The sequence below is a fragment of the Pseudomonas sp. REB1044 genome (assembly GCF_038813925.1).
Taxonomy (GTDB): Bacteria; Pseudomonadota; Gammaproteobacteria; order Pseudomonadales; family Pseudomonadaceae; genus Aquipseudomonas; species Aquipseudomonas boreofloridensis.
Window position 1 is genome coordinate 4,951,112 of sequence record NZ_CP046139.1, and the last position, 21,928, is coordinate 4,973,039.

The 21,928-nt window shown below is 64.8% G+C and carries 11 protein-coding genes; 9 read left to right on the top strand and 2 right to left on the bottom strand.

Annotated features, from left to right (window positions below; all coding sequences use genetic code 11):
- Positions 1 to 52: 52 nt before the first annotated feature.
- Complete coding sequence (locus GKC70_RS22395) at positions 53 to 1,378, top strand: S41 family peptidase (RefSeq protein WP_342649964.1); 1,326 nt, start codon at positions 53 to 55, stop codon at positions 1,376 to 1,378.
- 8 nt (positions 1,379 to 1,386) lie between these two features.
- Complete coding sequence (locus tag GKC70_RS22400; protein ID WP_342651566.1) at positions 1,387 to 2,151, top strand: divergent polysaccharide deacetylase family protein; 765 nt, start codon at positions 1,387 to 1,389, stop codon at positions 2,149 to 2,151.
- Positions 2,152 to 2,157: 6 nt separating this feature from the next.
- Here the strand turns inward: GKC70_RS22400 and GKC70_RS22405 are convergent, their stop codons facing one another.
- Positions 2,158 to 6,813 carry a DUF6543 domain-containing protein gene (locus GKC70_RS22405; protein ID WP_342649965.1) on the bottom strand — a complete coding sequence of 1,552 codons (4,656 nt, stop codon included), beginning with the start codon at positions 6,811 to 6,813 and terminating at the stop codon, positions 2,158 to 2,160.
- 153 nt (positions 6,814 to 6,966) lie between these two features.
- Between GKC70_RS22405 and GKC70_RS22410 the strand changes: the two genes are divergently transcribed.
- Entirely contained in the window at positions 6,967 to 8,436 is a 1,470-nt protein-coding gene (locus tag GKC70_RS22410; RefSeq protein ID WP_342649966.1) for a serine protease, read from the top strand.
- Between the two features lie 4 nt (positions 8,437 to 8,440).
- Here GKC70_RS22410 and GKC70_RS22415 read toward each other — a convergent pair whose 3' ends face one another.
- Positions 8,441 to 10,387: a BCCT family transporter gene (locus GKC70_RS22415; RefSeq protein ID WP_342651567.1), complete on the bottom strand. Its 1,947-nt coding sequence runs from the start codon at positions 10,385 to 10,387 to the stop codon at positions 8,441 to 8,443.
- 535 nt (positions 10,388 to 10,922) lie between these two features.
- On the opposite strand from GKC70_RS22415, the gene betI reads away from it, so the two are divergent.
- The 6 genes from betI (at position 10,923) to GKC70_RS22445 (ending at position 21,906) form a co-directional block, all read left to right on the top strand.
- Entirely contained in the window at positions 10,923 to 11,582 is a 660-nt protein-coding gene (gene betI, locus GKC70_RS22420; RefSeq protein WP_029613847.1) for a transcriptional regulator BetI, read from the top strand.
- Positions 11,583 to 11,612: 30 nt separating this feature from the next.
- Positions 11,613 to 13,085, top strand: a complete 1,473-nt coding sequence (gene betB, locus GKC70_RS22425; protein ID WP_116887369.1) for a betaine-aldehyde dehydrogenase — start codon at positions 11,613 to 11,615, stop codon at positions 13,083 to 13,085.
- Between the two features lie 233 nt (positions 13,086 to 13,318).
- Positions 13,319 to 15,010, top strand: coding sequence for a choline dehydrogenase (betA, locus tag GKC70_RS22430; RefSeq protein WP_342649967.1), 1,692 nt, complete (start codon positions 13,319 to 13,321; stop codon positions 15,008 to 15,010).
- A 267-nt stretch (positions 15,011 to 15,277) separates the two neighbouring features.
- The gene (locus GKC70_RS22435) at positions 15,278 to 17,020 is read left to right on the top strand and encodes a potassium/proton antiporter (RefSeq protein WP_039582597.1); all 1,743 of its coding nucleotides are present in this window, start codon (positions 15,278 to 15,280) and stop codon (positions 17,018 to 17,020) included.
- Positions 17,021 to 17,055: 35 nt separating this feature from the next.
- Positions 17,056 to 20,364, top strand: coding sequence for a mechanosensitive channel MscK (gene mscK / locus GKC70_RS22440; protein ID WP_342649968.1), 3,309 nt, complete (start codon positions 17,056 to 17,058; stop codon positions 20,362 to 20,364).
- A gap of 81 nt (positions 20,365 to 20,445) precedes the next feature.
- Complete coding sequence (locus GKC70_RS22445; RefSeq protein ID WP_342649969.1) at positions 20,446 to 21,906, top strand: YdiU family protein; 1,461 nt, start codon at positions 20,446 to 20,448, stop codon at positions 21,904 to 21,906.
- Positions 21,907 to 21,928: the final 22 nt, after the last annotated feature.

The following is a 21,928-nucleotide window of genomic DNA, read 5'->3' on the forward strand; positions in this document are numbered from 1 at the left end:
GCGGCGTCGATGCTCCGTCAGGGGCACCTACAGGATCAGGAGTTCGTTCGACATGCTGCACTCGTCTCGCCTCACCCAGCTGGCCCTGAGCATCGCTCTGGTCGTCGGCGCGCCACTGGCCACCGCCGCCGAGCCGGCCAAGGCTGCCAAGCCTGCGGCCATGCCGGCCACCGAGGTGACGGCCAAGGCGCCGCTGCCGCTGGACGAGTTGCGCACCTTCGCCGAGGTCATGGACCGGATCAAAGCCGCCTACGTCGAGCCGGTGGACGACAAGACCCTGCTGGAGAACGCCATCAAGGGCATGCTAAGCAACCTCGACCCGCACTCGGCCTACCTCGGCCCGGAAGACTTCCAGGAACTGCAGGAAAGCACCAGTGGCGAATTCGGCGGCCTGGGCATCGAAGTGGGCCAGGAAGACGGCTTCATCAAGGTGGTCTCGCCCATCGACGACACCCCGGCCTCGCGCGCCGGCATCGAAGCGGGCGACCTGATCGTCAAGATCAACGGCGCGCCCACCCGTGGCCAGTCCATGACCGAAGCGGTCGACAAGATGCGCGGCAAGATCGGCCAGAAGATTACCCTGACCCTGGTGCGCGACGGTGGCACGCCGTTCGACGTGACGCTGGCCCGTGCGGTCATCCAGGTCAAGAGCGTGAAGAGCCAGTTGCTGGAAAGCGGGTATGGCTACATCCGCATCACCCAGTTCCAGGTCAAGACCGGCGAGGAAGTCGGCAAGGCACTGGCCAAGCTGCGCAAGGACAACGGCAAGAAGCTGCGCGGCCTGGTCCTGGACCTGCGTAACAACCCAGGTGGCGTGCTGCAGTCGGCCGTGGAAGTGGCCGACCATTTCCTCACCAAAGGGCTGATCGTCTATACCAAGGGCCGTATCGCCAACTCCGAGCTGCGTTTCAGCGCCGACCCGGCCGACGCCAGCGAGGGCGTGCCGCTGGTGGTGCTGATCAACGGCGGCAGCGCCTCGGCATCGGAAATCGTCGCCGGCGCCCTGCAGGACCAGAAGCGCGGCGTGCTGATGGGCACCGACAGCTTCGGCAAAGGCTCGGTGCAAACCGTGCTGCCATTGACCAACGACCGCGCACTGAAGCTCACCACGGCGCTCTACTTCACCCCCAACGGCCGCTCCATCCAAGCCCAGGGCATCGTTCCGGACATCGAGGTGCGCCAGGCCAAGCTCACTGCCGAAGCCGACACCGACAACTTCAAGGAAGCCGACCTGCAGGGCCACTTGGGCAACGGCAACGGCGGCGCCGACCGCCCGACCGGCAGCAGCAAGCGCACCGAGCGCCCACAGGACAATGACTTCCAGCTCAGCCAGGCCCTGAGCCTGCTCAAGGGCCTGAACATCACCAAGGGCGACTGATGCCCGTCATCCGCGCCCTGCTGCTGACACTGGCCTGCGCACTGGCCGGCACCGCCCACGCGGCGCCGGTCAAGGCGTTCATGAGCATCATCATCGACGACCTGGGACAGAACAGCGAACGCGACAGCCGCACCCTCGCCCTGCCCGGACCGGTCACCCTGGCGATCATGCCCGATACCCCGCACGCCAGCGACTTCGCCCGCCAGGCCCACAAGGCCGGGCGCACGGTGATCCTGCACATGCCCATGGACCCGGCCACCGGGCCTTATGCCTGGCACCCCGGCCTGCCGATCGTGGAACTGGCGCGGCGTCTGGATGCGGCGCTGATCAAAGTGCCGTTCGCCGCAGGCGTCAACAATCACATGGGCAGTCGCATGACTGCGCAACCCGAGGCCATGGCCTGGCTGATGGGTGAGCTGCAGCGTCGTGAGCTGTTCTTCGTCGACAGCCGCACCAGCGCCGCCACGGTGGCGGCGGCCAAGGCTCAGGAAACGGGGCTGGCCCACGTTTCGCGAGATGTGTTTCTCGACGATGTGCGCACTCCCGAAGCCATCGCGGCCCAACTGCGCCAAGGCGTCGAGCTGGCGCGCAAGCAAGGCTCGGCGGTACTGATCGGCCATCCGTACCCGCAAACCTTGCAGGTGCTGGAGCGGGAAATGCCCCGGTTGGCCAGCCAGGGCATCGAGTTGATCGAGCTGCGCCAGATGATCGCCGAGCGCAGCAATCAGGCCATGCCGGCACATGGTCGGCACGGCCGATACAGCAACCGCTGAGCCGTCTCACTCGAAGGGAATGATGCCCTCGACATCGCCTTTGCGCAGTTGCCCGCGGTAGACCTTGAGTACCTGGTTGCGCTTGGCCGCACGCAACTGCGCTTGTGCGCCCAGCTTGCGCTGCTCCCAGAGCTTGAGATGCCCCCGGATGAACTCGCGGTCGGCGGTCTCTTCGGCCGGGTAATGGAAATGGGCTTCCCACAATTTTCTGCCGGTCACCCGCCTGATTTCATAAGTGTCCAAGTAATCACCACCGGACAGCGATAAACGTCGATCACGCCGCTCGATGATGAGCTCACCAATGGAATGAAGGTACTTCAAGGCATTGAGCGTTGGTGTACGCGTCGTCAGGTAAAGGGTAACCAGCAGATCGCGCTTGCTGTCCTCCAGCTCTTGGATGGCTACCTGGGCCCTCTCGATCAACTCACCGTCCTGGCCACTGCGTGGCAACTGGGCCAGCCTGTGCTGAAGATCCTTCACATGCAGGTCGATCACCGTCGACAGCCCCAGGGGTTCATCGTGACCGAAGAACCGCTTGGCCATGTTGATGGTTGGGTTCACTCCGGCAATCAGCGCCTGCACCTGAGTGCGCAGAACCTCCGGCTGCGGTGCAGGCCCGACGGCAGGCCTGTCTCTGTGCTCATCCGCCACTTCGCGCCACTGACTGGCTTGGCGACGGAACGTTCTGAGCACATTGTCATGGCTGTCCCTCTGCTGCACGACGGCTTCGCCGTCCTCCCCCGTGGCCTCCACACCCACCACATTCCGCCCGCGCTGGGTTCTCACCACGCGGCGAATACCGCCGCGCGGCGCATACACCGGGGTGCGCTGGGGCACCGGCTCGCTCAGTTCGATTTCGCGGACACTGGCGCTCATCTGTTCAGTGGCAAGCGCTTTGAGCCGGCGCGCAACGTTGAGAAAAGACTGCAGCTTGTCCTGGCGAATCAGCGCCGGCTGGGTGCTGGTCAGATACTCGGCGCCGCCGATGGTTTCCTCGTAGGCCTCGATCACATCGTTGAGCACCGCCACGCGCTCCTCCTCGGACAGATCGTTGGCTGCCAGTTCGCCATGCGCGCTACCGGCGCTGCGCAAGGCGTCGCTGACCAACAATTCGTCATAGTCCGCGACCTCCTCCTCGGTAGAGCCCTTGAGGCGGTCCAGGCACAGCTCGCCAAGGTCCTCGAGCAAACGAAACTCCACATCTACGGCATTGTGTCGTCGCTGCTCGATCACCTTGTCCAGTTCATGGTGCTTGTTGACCGGCTGGTCGTCATCGTCGCGAAAGACGATACCGTCGTCCTTGAGCGTGCTTTCCAACAGCGTGTCGAAACGCCCCGCGTGCGCGACCAGTTCGTTGCCCAACTGCTCGACGCGCTCCAGCGAAGCAACCAGGCGCAGATACTGCTGCTTTTCCTCATCGGTCTCGGGCAGGATCGCGATCGCCCGACGTTGAGCGTCGATCTCCTCATCGTTGATGAGCGTGGCCAGCAGGTTGTAGCGATGCTCGCAGGCGGCTATCAGGCCCTGGCGCAACAGGCTGCGCTGATGCAGTAGCGCGTCGGCCACCACCTGACTGGACAGCTTCACCGAACCGGTGCTCATCAACAGCGCCTCATGTTTGAGGTCATGCTCGATGAGGTTCTTGAGATCCTTCGCCAGCACGTTGCGTTGTGCCCGGCGCACCTGCAGATGCAGGTCGAGCAACTCGCGCTGGCGCTCGTCCAGAGACTCCAGCGCCTGCAACTCGTCGATCTTCGCCGTGGTCTTGTCCACCTCTTCCAGATGCTTACCGAAAGCCTGTCCCAGGCCGTTGCGCTGACCGGTCAGGTGCACATCCTGCTCCCTGATCCGTGCTTCGGCGGCGATGTTCTCCTCGCGCTTACGGGCAATGCGGCTTTTCGGCATACCGCCACGCAGTCGTTGCCCGACGTCGATTCGCCAGCCGGCACCGTAGCGCTCCACCCAGGGACCAGGGTTGCCTTGCGCGTCGACGATGCGCACACCTTCTTCGCCAAGCGTGACGCGATAGGCATCGCCACGCAGGCCGACGTAGTGTTGGTCCTCGATGAGGTACAGACCGGCGGCATCGCCCTGTGCGATCGGGGTCAGACCGTCCAGCAGCCGCTCGCTGCGCAGGGCTTCTAACTGGCGAAGTCGTTCCGGTGGCAGCAGGTTGAATCCGCTACCGCCACTGAAGGAGAAGTCCAGCAGTGCCTGCGGCTTGGCCAGCGCGCCGGCCATGAACACCTTGCCCTGCGCTGGCGCAGGGGAGCGCTCGGTGATCGGCAGCGCCGCATCGACCACAAGGCCGGGCGCCAGCGCGGCATGCGGTAGCCTGGCCGGCACTCGCGACGCCGCTGGCGTATAGGCGTGCCCTATCACCATGACCAGGTTCAACAGCATGTCGACCAGAGCGGCCGAGCGCTCGAACGCGCTGCCCTCGCGCACCGCCTGCACATCGGCACTCGCGGCATCGAACATCTGCATCAGCCACAGCACCGTCGCCACCGGGCCGCGCACCAACAGGCTGGCAACGTCGAACAGCAGCCATGCGCCCTGGACCAGCAGTGCCCAGCGGCTCTCGGCGTTGGACACCGAATCGCGGTCGGCCAGGGTGACCAGCAGGTCGCGGTTGGCCTGGTAGAGCTGCAGGTCCACCTCGCTGCGCCAGTAACGCGGCCAGAACTGCACCGGTGCCACCGGCGCGGGCAGAATCGAGGTGTCGACGATGGGCGTGCCCAGGTGCGGTTCGGCGAATCCGCCGTGGTCGTAGACCGGGCGCACCTGCGGCGACAACCAGTCGAGCAGGCTGGCTTGCAAGTCCTTGTCTTCGCGCACGGCCTGCATCATGGCGTCGATACTCGCAAACTCGAGCACGGCGTCCTTGCCGTACAACGGCCGATAGAGGATGACGTTGTTCAACGCCGCGTTGAACAGCACATACATGCCCTGCACCACATCGCATGCCGGGCTGTCGGGCGCACGGCGCAGGGCCAATGGCATCAGCATGCTCGCCGGCAGGCTGGCATCGATGCGTCCTGCGCAGTAGTCGCTGACCGCTTGCAGACTGGGTTCGCAGATCCGTCCGTGCAAACGCGCACGAAGGGCGCTGAACAGCAGTGCGCTGCGCCACTGTCGAGCGAACTGCTGTACGCGCATCGTGTAGCCGGTCGGCTCGTCCAGTTGCGCTGCGACGTACAGTGGATAGGTGCCGCCGATGTCCACCCGCTCCACCAACGCCTTGACGTAGTCGGCGTTCATCCACGCCATGATCAACTGGTCATCGCGGTGACGGATGGCAGTGATGGATGCGCCTTGCAGCGACGCAAGATTGGCGATGGCGAACTGGGTCAGGCTGACACTGCGCCGCTCCAGTGCCCCGTCGCCCGTGCCGGCACCCGCCCCGCCTGGCACGCCCCAGGCGGTGGTGAGCTCGAGCATCAGGTCGTCTGGCCAGTAATTGGCATCGATCGGGTGATCGGCCAGCAGTTGCTGGCGCAGTTGCTGGCTGGCGTAACTGTGCAGGTCCAGCACCTCGCCCAAGGCCGCGGCGCCACCGGACTCGGCCTGGGCCAGCGCCAGCTCGTACAGCGCCGATTGGCAGGCGAAGCTGTCCGTTGGACTGAGCCGGAACACCCCCGACGGTGGCACGCCTTTAATCTGCGCTTGGGTGATGTAGCCTTCAATGAACCCGCGTGACGGGTCGGTGAGCGCCAGATACGCCTGCTCCAGTTCAGCCACGCTGCTCAATGACAGACGGTCGAGGGCCTGCACCTGTTCGAACATGCGCTCCTGCAACAACGCCGTCAGTTGTGCGAAGGGGTCGCCCTCGAGCACGTGGCGATGCCAGGTCAGGCCGACACCCTGGGCAGACGGCGCGTACTCGTCGGCCAAGGCATCGGTCAGCGCATCGAGGTCATCGAACGCCCAGATCACGCCGGACGGGCGACACCACAGGATCACCTCAGCCTCGTCCCACTGCCCCTGCACGAACAGATCGGTGAGAAACGTGCTGCTCGTGCGGGCGTCGTGCAACAGATCGATCTGCACCATGAACACCGTCGGCTGCTCACGTCCGCCCTTGAGCAGGCCATGAATGCACGCTTGCTGGCGCGCATCCAGGCCGTTGAGCGGGAGGTTGTACAGCAGCGCCGCGCGAATCGTTTGCTGCAAGCAGCGGTCACGGCTAGCACCCATGCTGCCTGGCGCGCGCCAGTAATCGACCTGCGCTTGACGGAAGTAGGCCTCGGTCAGCAACAGCACATCGTTGAACGGCTCGATCAGGCGCTGCAAGTCGATCTGATCGCCGTCAGCCGTTTCGAACGGATCCTCGATGGCGAACAAGCGTTTGCGATCGAGCGTCAGGTAGGGCTTGGTGTTGGCCACGGCGGGGAAATCCAGCAGGACGCCGTTGAGGCAGGCCTGCAGCACCTCATCGACCAGCGGGCGCAAAGCGACCTGCTCGCCGTCCGGGCTGGGAGTGGCCACGCTGAGCCTGTCGGCGTCGACCAGCTCGGGACGCTGGCGGGCGATCAGCGGGTACTGCTCGACCAGCGCTAGCAGGAGTTGGCGGCTGAGCACCTGTCGCAACGTGGGACGGCTGGCGAACTGGGCGCGCACGAGCAGGCAAAAATCGGGCGATGAAACGACGGTATCGGTCATGACGACGTCTCGCTGGGAACGGACCCCGACCCTAGCTCGGTGCCCACCCCGACTGGCCGTACTTATCGCTGGCATTCGATCGTCAGCACTATGTAACGCGGATGGTCTGCGCCACGGCGGCAACCTCATGGCAACCGTCCAGAGGAATTCGCCATGCCGTCACGCTCCGCCCTATCCGCATCTGCTACCTGGCTTCTGCTGGCGTTTCACGCCGACGTCGTGGTCGCCGCCGATCCAGTGCCGCTGCTCAATGCCCAGTTGCAGAGCCTACAGTGGAGCGGCATCGGCCGCCTGAGCAGCCAACGTGGCACGCACCAGTGCATCGCCACCTTGCTCGACACCCGCGAGCCCTCAGGCCAGTCGTCCGGGCCTGCCTATGTGGTCACCGCCGCCCATTGCCTGGATCCACGCAACGGCGTGGTCGCCCATAACGTGCCGGCCGAGGGCTCGGTGGCCTTCAACTATTTCATCGACACGTCCGAGCAGCGCGTCACCTTTGCGCTCAAGCAGCGGGTGTGGAGCAGCATGCAGGGCACCGACCTGGCGTTGCTTGAGCTCGATGCCAGCTTGCAGGACGTCATGGCCCAGGGTATCGAGCCCCTACGGTTGGGCGAGCGACCGGACACGGCCACGCCGGTAATGGTGATTGGCGAGCCCAGTGTGCCTGATGAGGGCCTGCGCCTGATGCGCTGCACGCAACAGCGTACCAGCCATGCCATCGAATACCCCTGGGTCTGGCGCGACATCGAGCGCAACGACTGTGCGGGCATCGCCGAAGGCGCCTCGGGCAGCCCGGTGATCAGCGAGGACGGGCAACGCTTGATCGCCGTCATCAACAGCGTCGGCGTCGCCGATTCGACGCGCTGCGAGCGCAACAGCCCGTGCGCGTTCGATCATGCCGAAGCGGTGACCGGACAGGCGCTCAATTACGCCATGCCGGTGCAACGCTTGTCAGGCTGCTGGCGACAGGGGCGTGCAGACCTGGAAAACCCCGACTGCACCTTGCTGCCCGCTGTGCACATCGAGATCCAGGAGCGCATCGCATTCATGCGCAAGCTGGCGCTGGATGCCAACGGGCAGATCGAGGCGCCGACGTGGGGCATGACCTTCGCCCTGGAAACGCCGCGCTATCGCTACAAGACCGTGCAGGATCCGAAGGCCTGCGAGGATCCGCTGTACTACAGCGGCACGATCGAGGCCGCGCAGAACCGCATCGACGCACCGATTGGCACGACGCCGGGCTGGTACTTCCTGTGCTTGATCGGCGTCGAGGGCGCCGACCAGCGGCCCTCGCCAGGCTTGATGGCCAACAGTCTGAGCCTGCCGGTCAATCTGCTTCCCGCTGCGCCAGTACCCGACCCGGACGTGTCGATCCGACGCCTGGAGGACGCCAGCCTGGAGGTGACCTGGACCCGCCACCCGCCGGATCTGGTGCGCTACTTCGTCAAGCGCGGCCCGCCGCAGTCGACCGATTGCGAGAACCCGTCGGGCTACCGACGGGCGCGCCACGAGGTGTATGCCTTCAAGCCCCAGCAACTGCCGTTGAAACTCTGCACCCGAGGCGAGGACATCAACGGCAGTCATTCGGTGGTACGCACCGACCATCTACTGCCTGCGCCATGACGGCTCAGCTGTAGACGCGGCCCAGCACCTGGCGGTGGCTTTCGAACTGATCCAGCACGTCGCGCACGATCTGCTCGGACGTGAAGCCCATCAGGTCGTATTCCTGGCTGCCGTCATGCAGATAGACCTCGGCACGGTAGAAGCGCTGGCGCACTTCTGCCGCGCCCTCGGGCGACGCCTCGTTCGGTGCAGCCAGATAGCCGTCCAGGCTCACTTCGTAGACGAACGGGTTGCCCTCTTCCATCATCACCCGCACGCCCATCATGTTGCGCGACTGACCGACGCGGGTCTCGACCTGGAAGCCCAGGGCGCGGAGCTGCTCAGCCGCCTCCTTGAGCGCCGGGCTGACCTGGCGGTCCATGAAGCGCTGCACCACGGCCTGGGTCGGCTGCAGTTCGAGCTGGGTCAGGCGCTCGCTGAAGCCGCGACGGCCACGGGCTGCAAGCTCGGCGCGCTCCTGCTCGATCGCCACGTCCTGCTTCATGGCCTTGTACAAGCCGAACATGAACAGCACCAGCACCACCGAGAACGGCAGGCCGGCCAGCACCACCATGGTCTGCATGGCCTCGAAGTTGCCAGCGAACAACAGACCGATGGTCACCAGGGTGATGATCACCGACCAGAACACCACCATCCAGTGCGGCGCGTCCTCGTCCACCTGGCCGCCGGTGCAGGAAAGGTTGGCCATCATCACCGCGCCCGAGTCGGCCGGGGTGAGGAACAGCACGAAGCCGACGAACACGGCGACACCGATGACGATCTTGGCTGCCGGGAAGTATTCCAGCAGTTGGTAGATCGACATCGACGGCTGCTCCAGGGCGGTCTTGCCCAGTTCCACGGCGCCGTGGTTCATCACCAGGTCCAGCGCGGTATTGCCGAAGATCGACAGCCACGCCAGGGTGAAGCCCAGTGGGATCAGCAGCACGCCGCTGACCAACTGGCGCACGGTGCGACCCTTGGAAATCCGCGCGATGAACATGCCGACGAACGGACCCCAGGAGATCCACCAGGCCCAGTAGAACACGGTCCACAGGCCCAGCCAGCGCTCGGACTTGCCGGCCTCGCCTTCGTAGACATAGAGGTCGAAGGTCTTGAGCACCAGGCCATTGAGGTAGTCGCCGATGTTCTGCACGAAGCCGTTGAGCAGGTGCAGGGTCTCACCGCCGAGCAGTACGAAGATCAGCAGACCGCTGAACAGCACGATGTTGAGGTTGGACAGGCGGCGAATGCCGTTTTCCACACCGGACACCGCGGCCACGGTGGCAACACCGGCCATCACCAGGATCACCACCAGCAGGTTGGTCTTGCTGTGGTCCATGCCGAACAGATATTCGAGGCCCGAGGCCACCTGCATCGAGCCGATGCCCAGGTTGGTCACCAGGCCCAGCAGGGTGACGAACATGCCGAAGATGTCCACGGCGTTGCCCGCCGCACCCTTGACCCAGCGTTCACCCACCAGCGGGTACAGCGCCGAGCGCAGCGCCAGCGGCTGGTTGTGGCGATAGGCGAAGTAACCCACGGCCAGGCCAACCAGGGCGTAGATCGCCCAGCCATGCAGGCCCCAGTGCAGGAAGGTCAGTTGCAGGCCCTGGCGCGCCGCTTCCAGGCTGGCGGGCGTGCCTTCGGGCGGGTTGAAGTAGTGGTCCAGCGGCTCGGACGCGCCGAAATACAGCAGCGAGATGCCGATGCCGGAGGAAAACAGCATGCCGGCCCAGGCGCCATAGCTGAAGTCGGGCTGGTCGTCCTTGCCGCCCAGCTTGAGCTTGCCGTAGTCGGAGAAGGCCAGGTAGATGACGAACAGCAGGTAACCGCAGATCACCAGCATGTAGTACCAGCCGAAGCTGCGTGTCAGCCATTGCTGAGCGACGCTCAGCACCTGACCGGCGGTTTCGGGTACAGCGATAAGCAAGGCAGTCAACGCGAGGATCAGCAGCGCAGAGGTGTAGAACACCACGCGGTTGACCCGAACCCTCTCGGCGGGGGGCTTTGTCAGGGAGGCAGAACTCATTGCACGAATGCTCCGGGCAGTGCGGCGGTGGAGGCTAATTTCAGTCTTGTCCCGAGCAATTGGTGGAATCCCCCACTGCGTCAGGTGTTATAAAAGCACCTTGGAAACCGTGAACCCGAACCGAATCGCTGCAAAAAAACAGAGTGGCTGGCCGGATTTCAGCACGATCATCCGCGTGGGATGCGCGCATCTGTCGCAGTTCGCCGGACCCGCTCCAAAGGTCTGCCGCACGGTCGATGACCGCCCGGCGGGATCTGTCGCTGCACCATTCCTACCCGCAAACGCCCTGTATCACGGGGGTTTCACGATTTTCTGGGGTGTCAATCCGTGTCGCTGGAGCAGCCTCAAAAGCTGTCAATGGCACAAATTGTCGCAGAGCTTATTCTTTATTGATTGAACGTTCAATCAAAACAAAATAGACTGGCCCTCGCCGAGTCGGAGGCGTCTCGTCCGCTCGCAGGCCTGAGGAGATAGCACGATGCCCAAGGTCGGTATGCAACCCATCCGCCGCCAGCAGTTGATCGAAGCCACGTTACAGGCGGTCGATCAGGTCGGACTGGGAGATGCCAGCATTGCGCTGATTGCCCGTTTGGCCGGCGTGTCCAACGGCATCATCAGTCACTACTTTCAGGACAAGAACGGCCTGATCGCAGCGACCATGAGTTACGTCATGAAGATGCTCAGCGAAGGGGTCAGCGCACGCCGCGAGGCGCTGCATGAAGACACTCCGCGAGCCCACCTGCAGGCGATCATCGAGGGCAACTTCGATGCCAGCCAGGTGAACGGTCCGGCCATGAAGACCTGGCTGGCGTTCTGGGCCTCGAGCATGCACCAACCGTCCTTGCACAGGTTGCAGCGGATCAACGACCACCGCCTGTACTCCAACCTGTGTTGTCAGTTTCGCCGCGTCCTGCCGCTCTACCATGCGCGCAAGGCAGCTCGCGGCCTGGCGGCCCTGATCGATGGTCTGTGGCTGCGCGGCGCGCTGTCGGGCGATGCGTTCGACACGGAACAGGCGATACGCATCGCCTACGAATACATGGATCTACAACTGGCTAAACAGCACAACCTGGCTCCCCAGGCCGCTGCACAACCGCCCGCGACCGCTGCCCTGAAGGCAGGCGCACGAGGCGGCTAGCCAATCACACACTGCACTTGCGAGGATTCTATGGCCCGTTTCGGAACGCAAAAACTCTACATCGATGGCGGTTATGTCGACGCTGGCAGCGATGCCACTTTCGAAGCCATCAACCCGGCCACCGGCGAAGTGTTGGCCCACGTCCAGCGTGCGACCGAGGCTGACGTCGAGCGCGCCGTCGAGAGCGCCGAGCGGGGCCAGAAAGTCTGGGCCGCGATGACCGCCATGCAGCGTTCGCGCATCCTGCGCCGCGCCGTCGACATCCTGCGCGAGCGCAACGACGAGCTGGCCATGCTGGAAACCCTGGACACCGGCAAGTCGTACTCCGAAACCCGCTACGTCGACATCGTCACCGGCGCGGACGTGCTGGAATACTACGCTGGCCTGGTGCCCGCCATCGAAGGCGAGCAGATCCCGCTGCGCGAATCGTCCTTCGTCTACACCCGTCGCGAACCGCTGGGCGTGACCGCTGGCATCGGCGCGTGGAACTACCCGATCCAGATCGCCCTGTGGAAATCCGCACCAGCCCTGGCCGCCGGCAACGCGATGATCTTCAAGCCGTCGGAAGTCACCTCGCTGACCACCTTGAAACTGGCCGAGATCTACACCGAAGCCGGCCTGCCGGACGGCGTATTCAACGTGCTGACCGGCAGCGGCCGCGAAGTGGGCACCTGGCTCACCGAGCACCCACGCATCGAGAAAGTCTCCTTCACCGGCGGCACCACTACCGGCAAGAAGGTCATGGCCAGCGCTTCGAGCTCCTCGCTCAAGGAAGTGACCATGGAGCTGGGCGGCAAGTCGCCGCTGATCATCTGCGCCGACGCCGACCTGGACAAGGCCGCCGACATCGCCATGATGGCCAACTTCTACAGCTCGGGTCAGGTGTGCACCAACGGCACCCGCGTGTTCATTCCTGCTTCGCTCAAAGCCGCCTTCGAGGCCAAGATCCTCGAGCGCGTCGCGCGCATCCGCGTCGGCAACCCGGAAGATGACAACACCAACTTCGGTCCACTGGTGAGCTTCGCCCACATGGAAAGCGTGCTGGGCTACATCGCCAAGGGCAAGGAAGAAGGTGCCCGCGTGCTGTGCGGCGGTGAGCGCCTGACCGACGGCGCCTTCGCCAAGGGCGCCTTCGTTGCGCCGACCGTGTTCACCGACTGCCGCGACGACATGACCATCGTCAAGGAAGAGATCTTCGGCCCCGTGATGAGCATCCTCAGCTACGAGACCGAGGAAGAAGCCGTACGCCGCGCCAACGACACCGAGTACGGCCTGGCCGCCGGCGTGTGCACCAACGACCTGAGCCGCGCCCACCGCATCATCCACCAGCTCGAAGCCGGCATCTGCTGGATCAACGCCTGGGGCGAATCGCCGGCCGAAATGCCGGTCGGTGGCTACAAGCAATCGGGCGTCGGCCGCGAAAACGGCGTCAGCTCGCTGGCCCAATACACCCGTATCAAGTCGGTCCAGGTCGAACTGGGCGGCTACACGTCGGTCTTCTGACAGACAGCCGCGAGCGGCTAGCTGCAAGCTGCAAGAAAGAGCCGGTCGGCAATAGCCGCCGGCCCTTGCAGGCAACGCGCAGCCGTAAGTCCTTAGCGGCAAGCTGCAGGGAACGTGAGGCGCGTATCACCTCACCGATCTTGCAGGATCCAATCAATCGCAAGCTTGGCGCGAACGCTTCTTCTTGAAGCTCGAGGCTTGAAGCTTGCCACTGTTTCCGGAGGAAGCCCCCCATGGAATACGATTACATCATCGTCGGTGCCGGTTCGGCCGGTAACACCCTGGCCACCCGCCTGACCGAAGACGCCAACGTTTCGGTGCTGCTGCTCGAAGCGGGCGGCCCCGACTATCGCTTCGACTTCCGTACCCAGATGCCCGCCGCCCTGGCCTTCCCGTTGCAGGGCAAGCGTTACAACTGGGCCTACGAGACCGATCCAGAGCCGCACATGGATGGCCGCCGCATGGAATGTGGTCGCGGCAAGGGCCTCGGTGGCTCGTCGCTGATCAACGGCATGTGCTACATCCGCGGTAACGCCATGGACTTCGACGGCTGGGCGAAGCTGCCAGGCCTGGAAGACTGGACCTACCTCGACTGCCTGCCCTACTTCCGCAAGGCCGAAACCCGTGACATCGGCCCCAACGACTACCACGGCGGCGAAGGCCCGGTCAGCGTGGCCACGCCCAAGGCCGGCAACAACCCGCTGTTCCACGCCATGGTCGAAGCCGGCGTGCAGGCCGGTTACCCGCGCACCGAAGACCTCAACGGCTACCAGCAGGAAGGCTTCGGCCCGATGGACCGCTCGGTGACCAAGAACGGCCGCCGCTCCAGCACTGCCCGTGGCTACCTGGATCAGGCCAAGAAGCGTCCCAACCTGACCATCGTCACCCACGCCCTGAGCGACCGTATCCTGTTCGAAGGCAAACGCGCCGTCGGCGTGACCTACCTGGTCGGCGACAGCGAAGAGCGCGTGGAAGCGCGTGCACGCAAGGAAGTGATCGTCAGCTCCGGCGCCATCGCCTCGCCGCAATTGCTGCAGCGTTCCGGCGTCGGCCCCCGCGCCCTGCTCGACAGCCTCGACATTCCCGTGGTCCACGAACTGCCGGGCGTCGGCGAGAACCTGCAGGATCACCTGGAACTGTACCTGCAATACGCCTGCACCCAACCGGTGTCGCTGTACCCGTCGCTGCTGTGGTGGAACCAGCCGGCCATCGGTGCCGAGTGGTTGTTCAATGGCACCGGCATCGGCGCCAGCAACCAGTTCGAGGCTGGCGGTTTCATCCGCACCCGTCCTGAATTCGAGTGGCCGAACATCCAGTATCACTTCCTGCCGGTGGCCATCAATTACAACGGCTCCAACGGCGTGAAGGAGCACGGCTTCCAAGCGCACATGGGCTCGATGCGCTCGCCGAGCCGCGGCCGCGTGCAGGCCAAGTCGAAAGATCCGCGCCAGCACCCGAGCATCCTGTTCAACTACATGGCCACCGAGCAGGACTGGCAGGAATTCCGCGACGGCATCCGCCTGACCCGCGAGATCATGGCCCAGCCGGCGCTGGATCCGTATCGGGGTCGTGAGATCAGCCCGGGCGAGCACGTGCAGACCGACGAGGAACTGGACAAATTCATCCGCGAGCACGCCGAGACCGCTTTCCACCCGTCGTGCTCGTGCAAGATGGGCACCGACGACATGGCGGTGGTCGATGGCGAAGGCCGCGTGCACGGCATGCAAGGCCTGCGCGTGGTAGACGCCTCGATCATGCCGATCATCATCACCGGTAACCTCAATGCCACCACGATCATGATCGCCGAGAAAATCGCCGACAAGATCCGCCAGCGCCAGCCGCTGCCGCGCAGCACCGCCAAGTACTATGTGGCCGGCGATGCTCCGGTGAAGGGCAAGGCGATGCGCGAGGTGAAGCAGGGCTAAGCGCCCACACAGGTTCTGCGCAGTGCTCTGAAACGGCGCTGCTGCTGATCCCTACAGGGAACCGGTGGGAGCGGGCTTGCCCCGCGATGAGACCCGCCCCCACACCGCAGCACCCACGAAAGGCACCTCGACGGTGCCTTTCGTACATCTGCAGAAACGCTTTACATGCCGCCAATTCATCAGGTTAGAATCGATTGGCACGCGACCTGCTAGTTCTCTTCAGCACTACCACGTCTTCATCCCCGCGAAGTCCCGGAGTACCTGCCTTTGGATGCCAGTACCATCAACAGCCTGTTCCTGATCGGCGCACTGCTGGTGGGCGCAAGCATCCTGGTCAGCTCGCTGTCTTCGCGCCTGGGCATTCCCATCCTGGTCATCATCCTCGCGGTCGGCATGGTTGCCGGCGTGGATGGCGGCGGCATCATCTTCAACAACTACCCGACCGCCTACCTGGTGGGCAACCTGGCCCTGGCGGTGATCCTGCTCGACGGCGGCCTGCGCACACGGGTGGCGAGCTTCCGCGTGGCCTTGTGGCCGGCGCTGTCGCTGGCCACGGTCGGAGTGCTCATCACCACCGCGCTGACCGGCATGGTCGCCGCCTGGCTGTTCGACCTGAGCTTGATCCAAGGCCTGCTGATCGGCGCCATCGTTGGCTCCACCGACGCTGCCGCGGTGTTTTCGCTGCTCGGCGGCAAGGGTCTCAACGAGCGGGTGACCGCCACCCTGGAGATCGAGTCCGGCAGCAACGATCCGATGGCGGTGTTCCTCACCGTGACGCTCATCGACATGATCGCCAGCGGCCAGACCGGCCTGCACTGGAGCCTGCTGACCCACCTGCTGCGCGAGTTCGGCATCGGCGGCCTGCTGGGCCTGGGCGGCGGCTGGCTGATGCTGCAACTGGTCAACCGTATCAACCTGGCCGGTGGCCTGTACCCGATCCTGGTGGTGGCGGGCGGCCTGGTGGTGTTCTCGCTGACCAACGCCCTGCATGGCAGCGGCTTCCTCGCCGTCTACCTGTGCGGTCTGGTGCTGGGCAACAAGCCGATCCGCAGCCGCCACGGCATCCTGCACATGCTCGACGGCATGGCCTGGCTGGCGCAGATCGGCATGTTCCTGGTGCTCGGCCTGCTGGTCACCCCGCACGACCTGCTGCCCATCGCCCTGCCCGCCCTGGGCCTGGCGCTTTGGATGATTCTCGTCGCCCGGCCGCTGTCGGTGGTCGCTGCGCTGCTGCCGTTCAAGGCCTTCCATGGTCGCGAGAAAGGCTTCATTTCCTGGGTCGGCCTGCGTGGCGCGGTCCCGATCATCCTGGCGGTGTTCCCGCTGATGGCGGGCCTGCCGCAGGCGCAACTGTTCTTCAACCTGGCGTTCTTCATCGTGCTGGTGTCGCTGCTGGTGCAGGGCACCAGCCTGCCGTGGATGGCCAAGCTGCTGAAGGTCACGGTGCCACCGGACCCGGCGCCAATTTCCCGCTCGGCGCTGGAGGTGCACATCACCAGCGAATGGGAGCTGTTCGTCTATCGCCTCGGCGCGGAAAAATGGTGCATCGGCTCGCCCCTGCGCGAGCTGAGGATGCCCGAGGGCACGCGCATCGCCGCGTTGTTCCGCGGCCAACAGTTGCTGCACCCGTCCGGCAGCACCGTGCTGGAGGTCGACGACATGCTCTGCGTGATCGGCCATGAACACAACCTGCCGGCGCTGGGCAAACTGTTCAGCCAGGCGCCCCAGCGCGGCCTGGACCTGCGCTTCTTCGGCGACTTCGTGCTCGAAGGCGATGCCGAACTGGGCGCGGTGGCCGCACTGTACGGCCTCACGCTCGACGGCCTGGAGGCGTCCACCCCGCTGGCGCAGTTCATCCGACAGAAGGTCGGCGGCGCGCCCATCGTGGGCGACCAGGTGGAATGGCAGGGCACGATCTGGACGGTGGCGACCATGGACGGGAACAAGATCCAGAAAGTGGGCGTCAGATTCCCCGAAGGAACCCGACCCGGACCCGGTCTGTTCCTCTAAACTCCGATTCATGCCCTTTCGCTAGTAGTCTGCCTATGTCCCTGCGCGTATATGCCCGCACAGCCCTGCTCGGGCTGTGCCTCTCCCTGTCGTTCGCCGTTGTGGCGGCCGAGATGCCCACCGCTCCGGGTGTTCAGAACAGCCTCGACAAGATCGCCGAGCGCAAGCTGCCGGAGGCCGAACAGAAGGCGCTGCAGCAAGTGCTGGAGCAAACCCTGACGCTGATCGCCAGCAAGGACGACAGCGACCGCAAGCTCGCCGAACTCAAGCAGCAGCTCGCCAGCGCGCCCCAGGAAACCCGTGACAGCCAGCACGAGCTGGCCAAGCTCAAGACCAGCAAGCCCACCCCGGTGGCGCAGCGCTACGCCAACCTCAGCGTGCCGCAGCTCGAATTGATGCTCAGCGAACGCAGCACCCAGCAGGGCGACCTGCAAAAAGCGCTGTCCGAAGCCAACAGCCTGATCATCAACTCGCAGACCCGCCCCGAGCGTGCCCAGGCCGAGATCAGCAACAACCAGACTCGCGTCCAGCAGATCAACAACGCGCTCAAGTCGGGCAAGGACAACGGCAAGGCGCTGTCCCCCGACCAGCGCAACCAGCTCATCGCCGAACAGGCCTCGCTCAATGCCCTGACCCTGCTGCGCCGCCAGGAGCTGGCCGGCAACAGCCTGCTGCAAGACCTGGGCAGCGCCCGCCATGACCTGCTGATCGAGCGCACCGCGCGCCTGGAACAGGAGATTCAGGACCTGCAGACGCTGATCAACGAAAAGCGCCTGGCGCAGTCCCAGCAGACCGTCACCCAGCAGTCCATCGAGGCGCAGAAGGCCGGCGGCAGCACCCTGCTGGCCAACGAGAGCGCAGCCAACCTCAAGCTCTCCGACTACCTGCTGCGCAGCACCGACCGTCTCAACGAGCTGACCCAGCAGAACCTGCAAACCAAGCAGCAACTCGACACCCTGACCCAGGCCGACCAGGCCCTGGACGAGCAGATCAACGTGCTCAAGGGCAGCCTGCTGCTGTCCAAGATCCTCTACAAGCAGAAGCAAGCCCTGCCGCACCTGAAGCTGGACCGCGACCTGGCCGACCAGATCGCCGATATCCGTCTCTACCAGTTCGAGGTCAACCAGCAGCGCGAGCAGATGAGCAGCCCGATCAGCTACGTCGACGACCTGCTGTCCAAACAGCCCGAGCAGGACGTCACGCCGCAACTGCGCAAAGCCCTGCTGGAAGTGGCCATCACCCGCAGCGACCTGCTCGAACGGCTGAACCGCGAGCTGTCGGCGCTGCTCAACGAATCGATCACCCTGCAACTCAACCAGAAACAGTTGCTCAGTACCGCGCAAAACCTGCGCACCACCCTCGATGAACAGATGTTCTGGATCCCCAGCAACAAGCCGCTGGACTGGGACTGGCTGCGCTACGTGCCGGAGCGCTTCGCCAACCAGGTCGCCAGCCTGCCGTGGAGCTCGGGCATCAACGAGCTGGCCGATGGCCTGCTACAACGGCCGCTGCTGTTCCTGCCGCTGCTGCTGGTGATCGGCGCACTGCTGTGGCGACGCAAGTACCTGTATCAGCGCCTGGGCAAGGTGCACCAGGACATTGGCCACTTCCGCCGCGACAGCCAGTGGCACACGCCCCAGGCGATCTTGATCAACATCCTCCTGGCGATGCCGCTGAGCCTGGGCCTGGCGTTGTGCAGCTACGCCTTGCAGATCGACGCGCGCGGGCAGAACGCCAACCTCGGCGCCGCACTCTGGCAACTGGCCCAGGCCTGGCTGGTGTTCTACACCGCCTACCGCATCCTCGCCCCCGGCGGCGTGGCGGAAGTGCATTTCCGCTGGCACAAGCCGCAGGTCGAGTTCCTGCGTGGCTGGGTGCGCCGGCTCGGCACCGTGGTGCTGGCCTTGGTCGGCGTGGTGGCCGTGGCTGAGCACCAGCCCTCGGCGCTGGCCGACGACGTGCTCGGCATCGGCGTGGTCCTGACCTGCTATGGGCTGATGGCCTGGTTGCTCAGCCGCCTGCTGTTGAGCAGCCCGGCGCACCAGAACACCTCGTTGTTCCGCAAGGCCGTCGGCGTGGCCTTCACCGCCCTGCCCATCGCGCTGTTCGTCGCGGTGTGCTTCGGCTACTACTACACCGCGCTGAAACTCACCGACCGCCTGATCTACACGCTGTACCTGCTGCTGTTCTGGCTGGTGATCGAGGCGGCGTTCGTGCGCGGTCTGTCGGTGGCGGCGCGGCGCCTGGCCTACCAACGCGCGCTGAGCAAGCGTGCGGCGGCCAAGGAAGGCCTGGACGGCGAGGTGATCGTCGAAGAACCGACCCTGGACATCGAGCAGGTCAACCAGCAGTCGCTGCGCCTGATCCGCCTGGCCTTGCTCGGCGGCTTCATCGCCGGCCTGTACTGGGTGTGGTCGGACCTGATCTCGGTGTTCTCCTACCTCAACAACTTCACCCTGTACGAATACACCAGCGGCACCGGCGCCACCGCCAGCATGGTGCCGATCAGCCTCGGCGACCTGCTCGGCGCCTTGGTCATCGCCGGCATCACCATCGCCCTGGCCAGCAACCTGCCGGGCCTGCTGGAGGTGCTGGTGCTGTCACGCCTGAGCCTGGCCCAGGGCAGCGCCTACGCCATCACCACGCTGCTGTCGTACGTGATCGTCGGCGTGGGCATCGTCAGCACCCTGGCCACCCTCGGGGTGAGCTGGGACAAGCTGCAATGGCTGGTCGCCGCGCTGTCGCTGGGCCTGGGCTTCGGCATGCAGGAGATCTTCGCCAACTTCATCTCCGGCATCATGATCCTGTTCGAGCGCCCGGTGCGCATCGGCGACACCATCACCATCGGCAACCTGTCCGGCACGGTGAGCAAGATCCGCATCCGTGCCACCACCATCACCGACTTCGACCGCAAGGACATCATCGTCCCCAACAAGACCTTCATCACCGGGCAGTTGATCAACTGGTCGCTGACCGACACGGTGACCCGGGTGACGCTGAAGCTGGGCATCGACTACGGCTCGGACCTGGACCTGGTGCGTGACCTGCTGCTCAAGGGCGCCCACGAAAATCCCCGGGTGCTCAAAGACCCTGAGCCGCTGGTGTACTTCCTGCAATTCGGCGAGAGCTCGCTGGACCACGAACTGCGCATGCACGTGCGCGACCTGGGCGACCGCAACCCGACGCTGGACGAGATCAACCGCTACATCAACCGTGAGTTCAAGGCCCATGACATCAAGATCTCGGTGCGCCAGGTGGAGGTGTTCCTGATGGACACCAAGAACGGCAAACAGCAGATGATCCCGCTGGAGAACACACCCGACAGCAGCACGCCACCGAGCTGAATTGGACGCTGACCGGTGCAAGCGCCCAGAATGCCAGTCAACGCTGCACCTGGACCGCCCCTCAACAACCCGGAGCCGCCCGTGAAAACGCTCGACCACCTGCAGTTCGACAACCGCTTCGCCCGTCTGGGCGACACCTTCTCCACCCAGGTGCTGCCCGAGCCGATCGCCGACCCGCGCCTGGTGGTGGTCAGCGAAGCGGCCCTGGCGTTGCTCGATCTGGATCCGGCGCAGGCCGAGTTGCCGGTGTTCGCCGAGCTGTTCGGCGGCCACACGCTCTGGGAAGACGCCGACCCTCGGGCGATGGTGTATTCCGGCCATCAGTTCGGCGGTTACAACCCGCGCCTGGGCGACGGTCGTGGCCTGCTGCTGGGCGAGGTGGTCAACGACGCGGGCGAGCACTGGGACCTGCACCTCAAGGGCGCCGGCCAGACCCCGTACTCGCGCATGGGCGATGGCCGCGCCGTGCTGCGCTCGTCGATCCGCGAGTTCCTTGCCTCCGAAGCCCTGCACGCGCTGGGCATTCCCAGCAGTCGCGCCGTGTGCGTGATCGGTTCGAGCACGCCGGTGTGGCGCGAAACCCAGGAAAGCGCAGCCATGCTGCTGCGCCTGGCGCCCAGCCATGTCCGCTTCGGCCATTTCGAATATTTCTACTACACGCAAAAATCCGAGCAGCAGCGGGTGCTACTGGATCATGTGCTCGACCAGCACTACCCCGAGTGCCTTGCGGCCGAGCAGCCGTACCTGGCCATGTTCCGCAGCATCGTCGAGCGCAACGCCGAGCTGATCGCGCGCTGGCAAGCCTACGGTTTCTGCCACGGGGTGATGAACACCGACAACATGTCGGTCCTCGGCATCACCTTCGACTTTGGCCCGTTCGCCTTCCTCGACGACTTCGATGCCAACTTCATCTGCAACCACTCCGACGACCGTGGCCGCTACAGCTACGCCAACCAGGTGCCGATCGCCCACTGGAACCTCAGCGCGCTGGCCCAGGCGTTGACCACGGTGGTGGAGGTCGAGGCGCTCAAGGACACGCTGGGGCTGTTCCTGCCGCTGTACCAGGCCCATTACCTGGACCTGATGCGTCGCCGCCTCGGCCTGACCTGTGCTGAAGAGGACGACATGGCGCTGGTCGAGCGCCTGCTGCAGTGCATGCAGCGTGGCGCAGTGGATTACACGCTGTTCTTCCGCCGGCTCGGCGAGCAACCGATCGAACAGGCGCTACACGGGGTGCGTGACGACTTCGTCGACCTCGCCGGCTTCGACGACTGGGCCGCCGACTACCTGGCACGCTGTCAGCGCGAACCCGACAATGCCCAAGGCCGGCGTGCGCGCATGCACGCGGTCAATCCGCTGTACATCCTGCGCAACTACCTGGCGCAGCAGGCCATCGAGGCGGCCGAAGCGGGCGACTACAGTGAAGTCCGGCGCTTGCACCAGGTGCTGAGCAGGCCGTTCGAGGAACAGCCCGGCATGCAGGCCTACGCCGAGCGCCCGCCAACCTGGGGCAAGCACCTGGAAATCAGTTGCTCGTCCTGAATGCCAGGCGCGGCCCGACAGC

What these genes read in the sequence shown, in the direction of transcription:
- betI (WP_029613847.1), top strand. Translation starts at nt 10,923, where the DNA reads ATGCCCAAGGTCGGTATGCAACCCATCCGCCGCCAGCAGTTGATCGAA.
- GKC70_RS22395 (WP_342649964.1), top strand. Translation starts at nt 53, where the DNA reads ATGCTGCACTCGTCTCGCCTCACCCAGCTGGCCCTGAGCATCGCTCTG.
- GKC70_RS22410 (WP_342649966.1), top strand. Translation starts at nt 6,967, where the DNA reads ATGCCGTCACGCTCCGCCCTATCCGCATCTGCTACCTGGCTTCTGCTG.
- betA (WP_342649967.1), top strand. Translation starts at nt 13,319, where the DNA reads ATGGAATACGATTACATCATCGTCGGTGCCGGTTCGGCCGGTAACACC.
- GKC70_RS22405 (WP_342649965.1), bottom strand. Translation starts at nt 6,813, where the DNA reads ATGACCGATACCGTCGTTTCATCGCCCGATTTTTGCCTGCTCGTGCGC.
- betB (WP_116887369.1), top strand. Translation starts at nt 11,613, where the DNA reads ATGGCCCGTTTCGGAACGCAAAAACTCTACATCGATGGCGGTTATGTC.
- mscK (WP_342649968.1), top strand. Translation starts at nt 17,056, where the DNA reads ATGTCCCTGCGCGTATATGCCCGCACAGCCCTGCTCGGGCTGTGCCTC.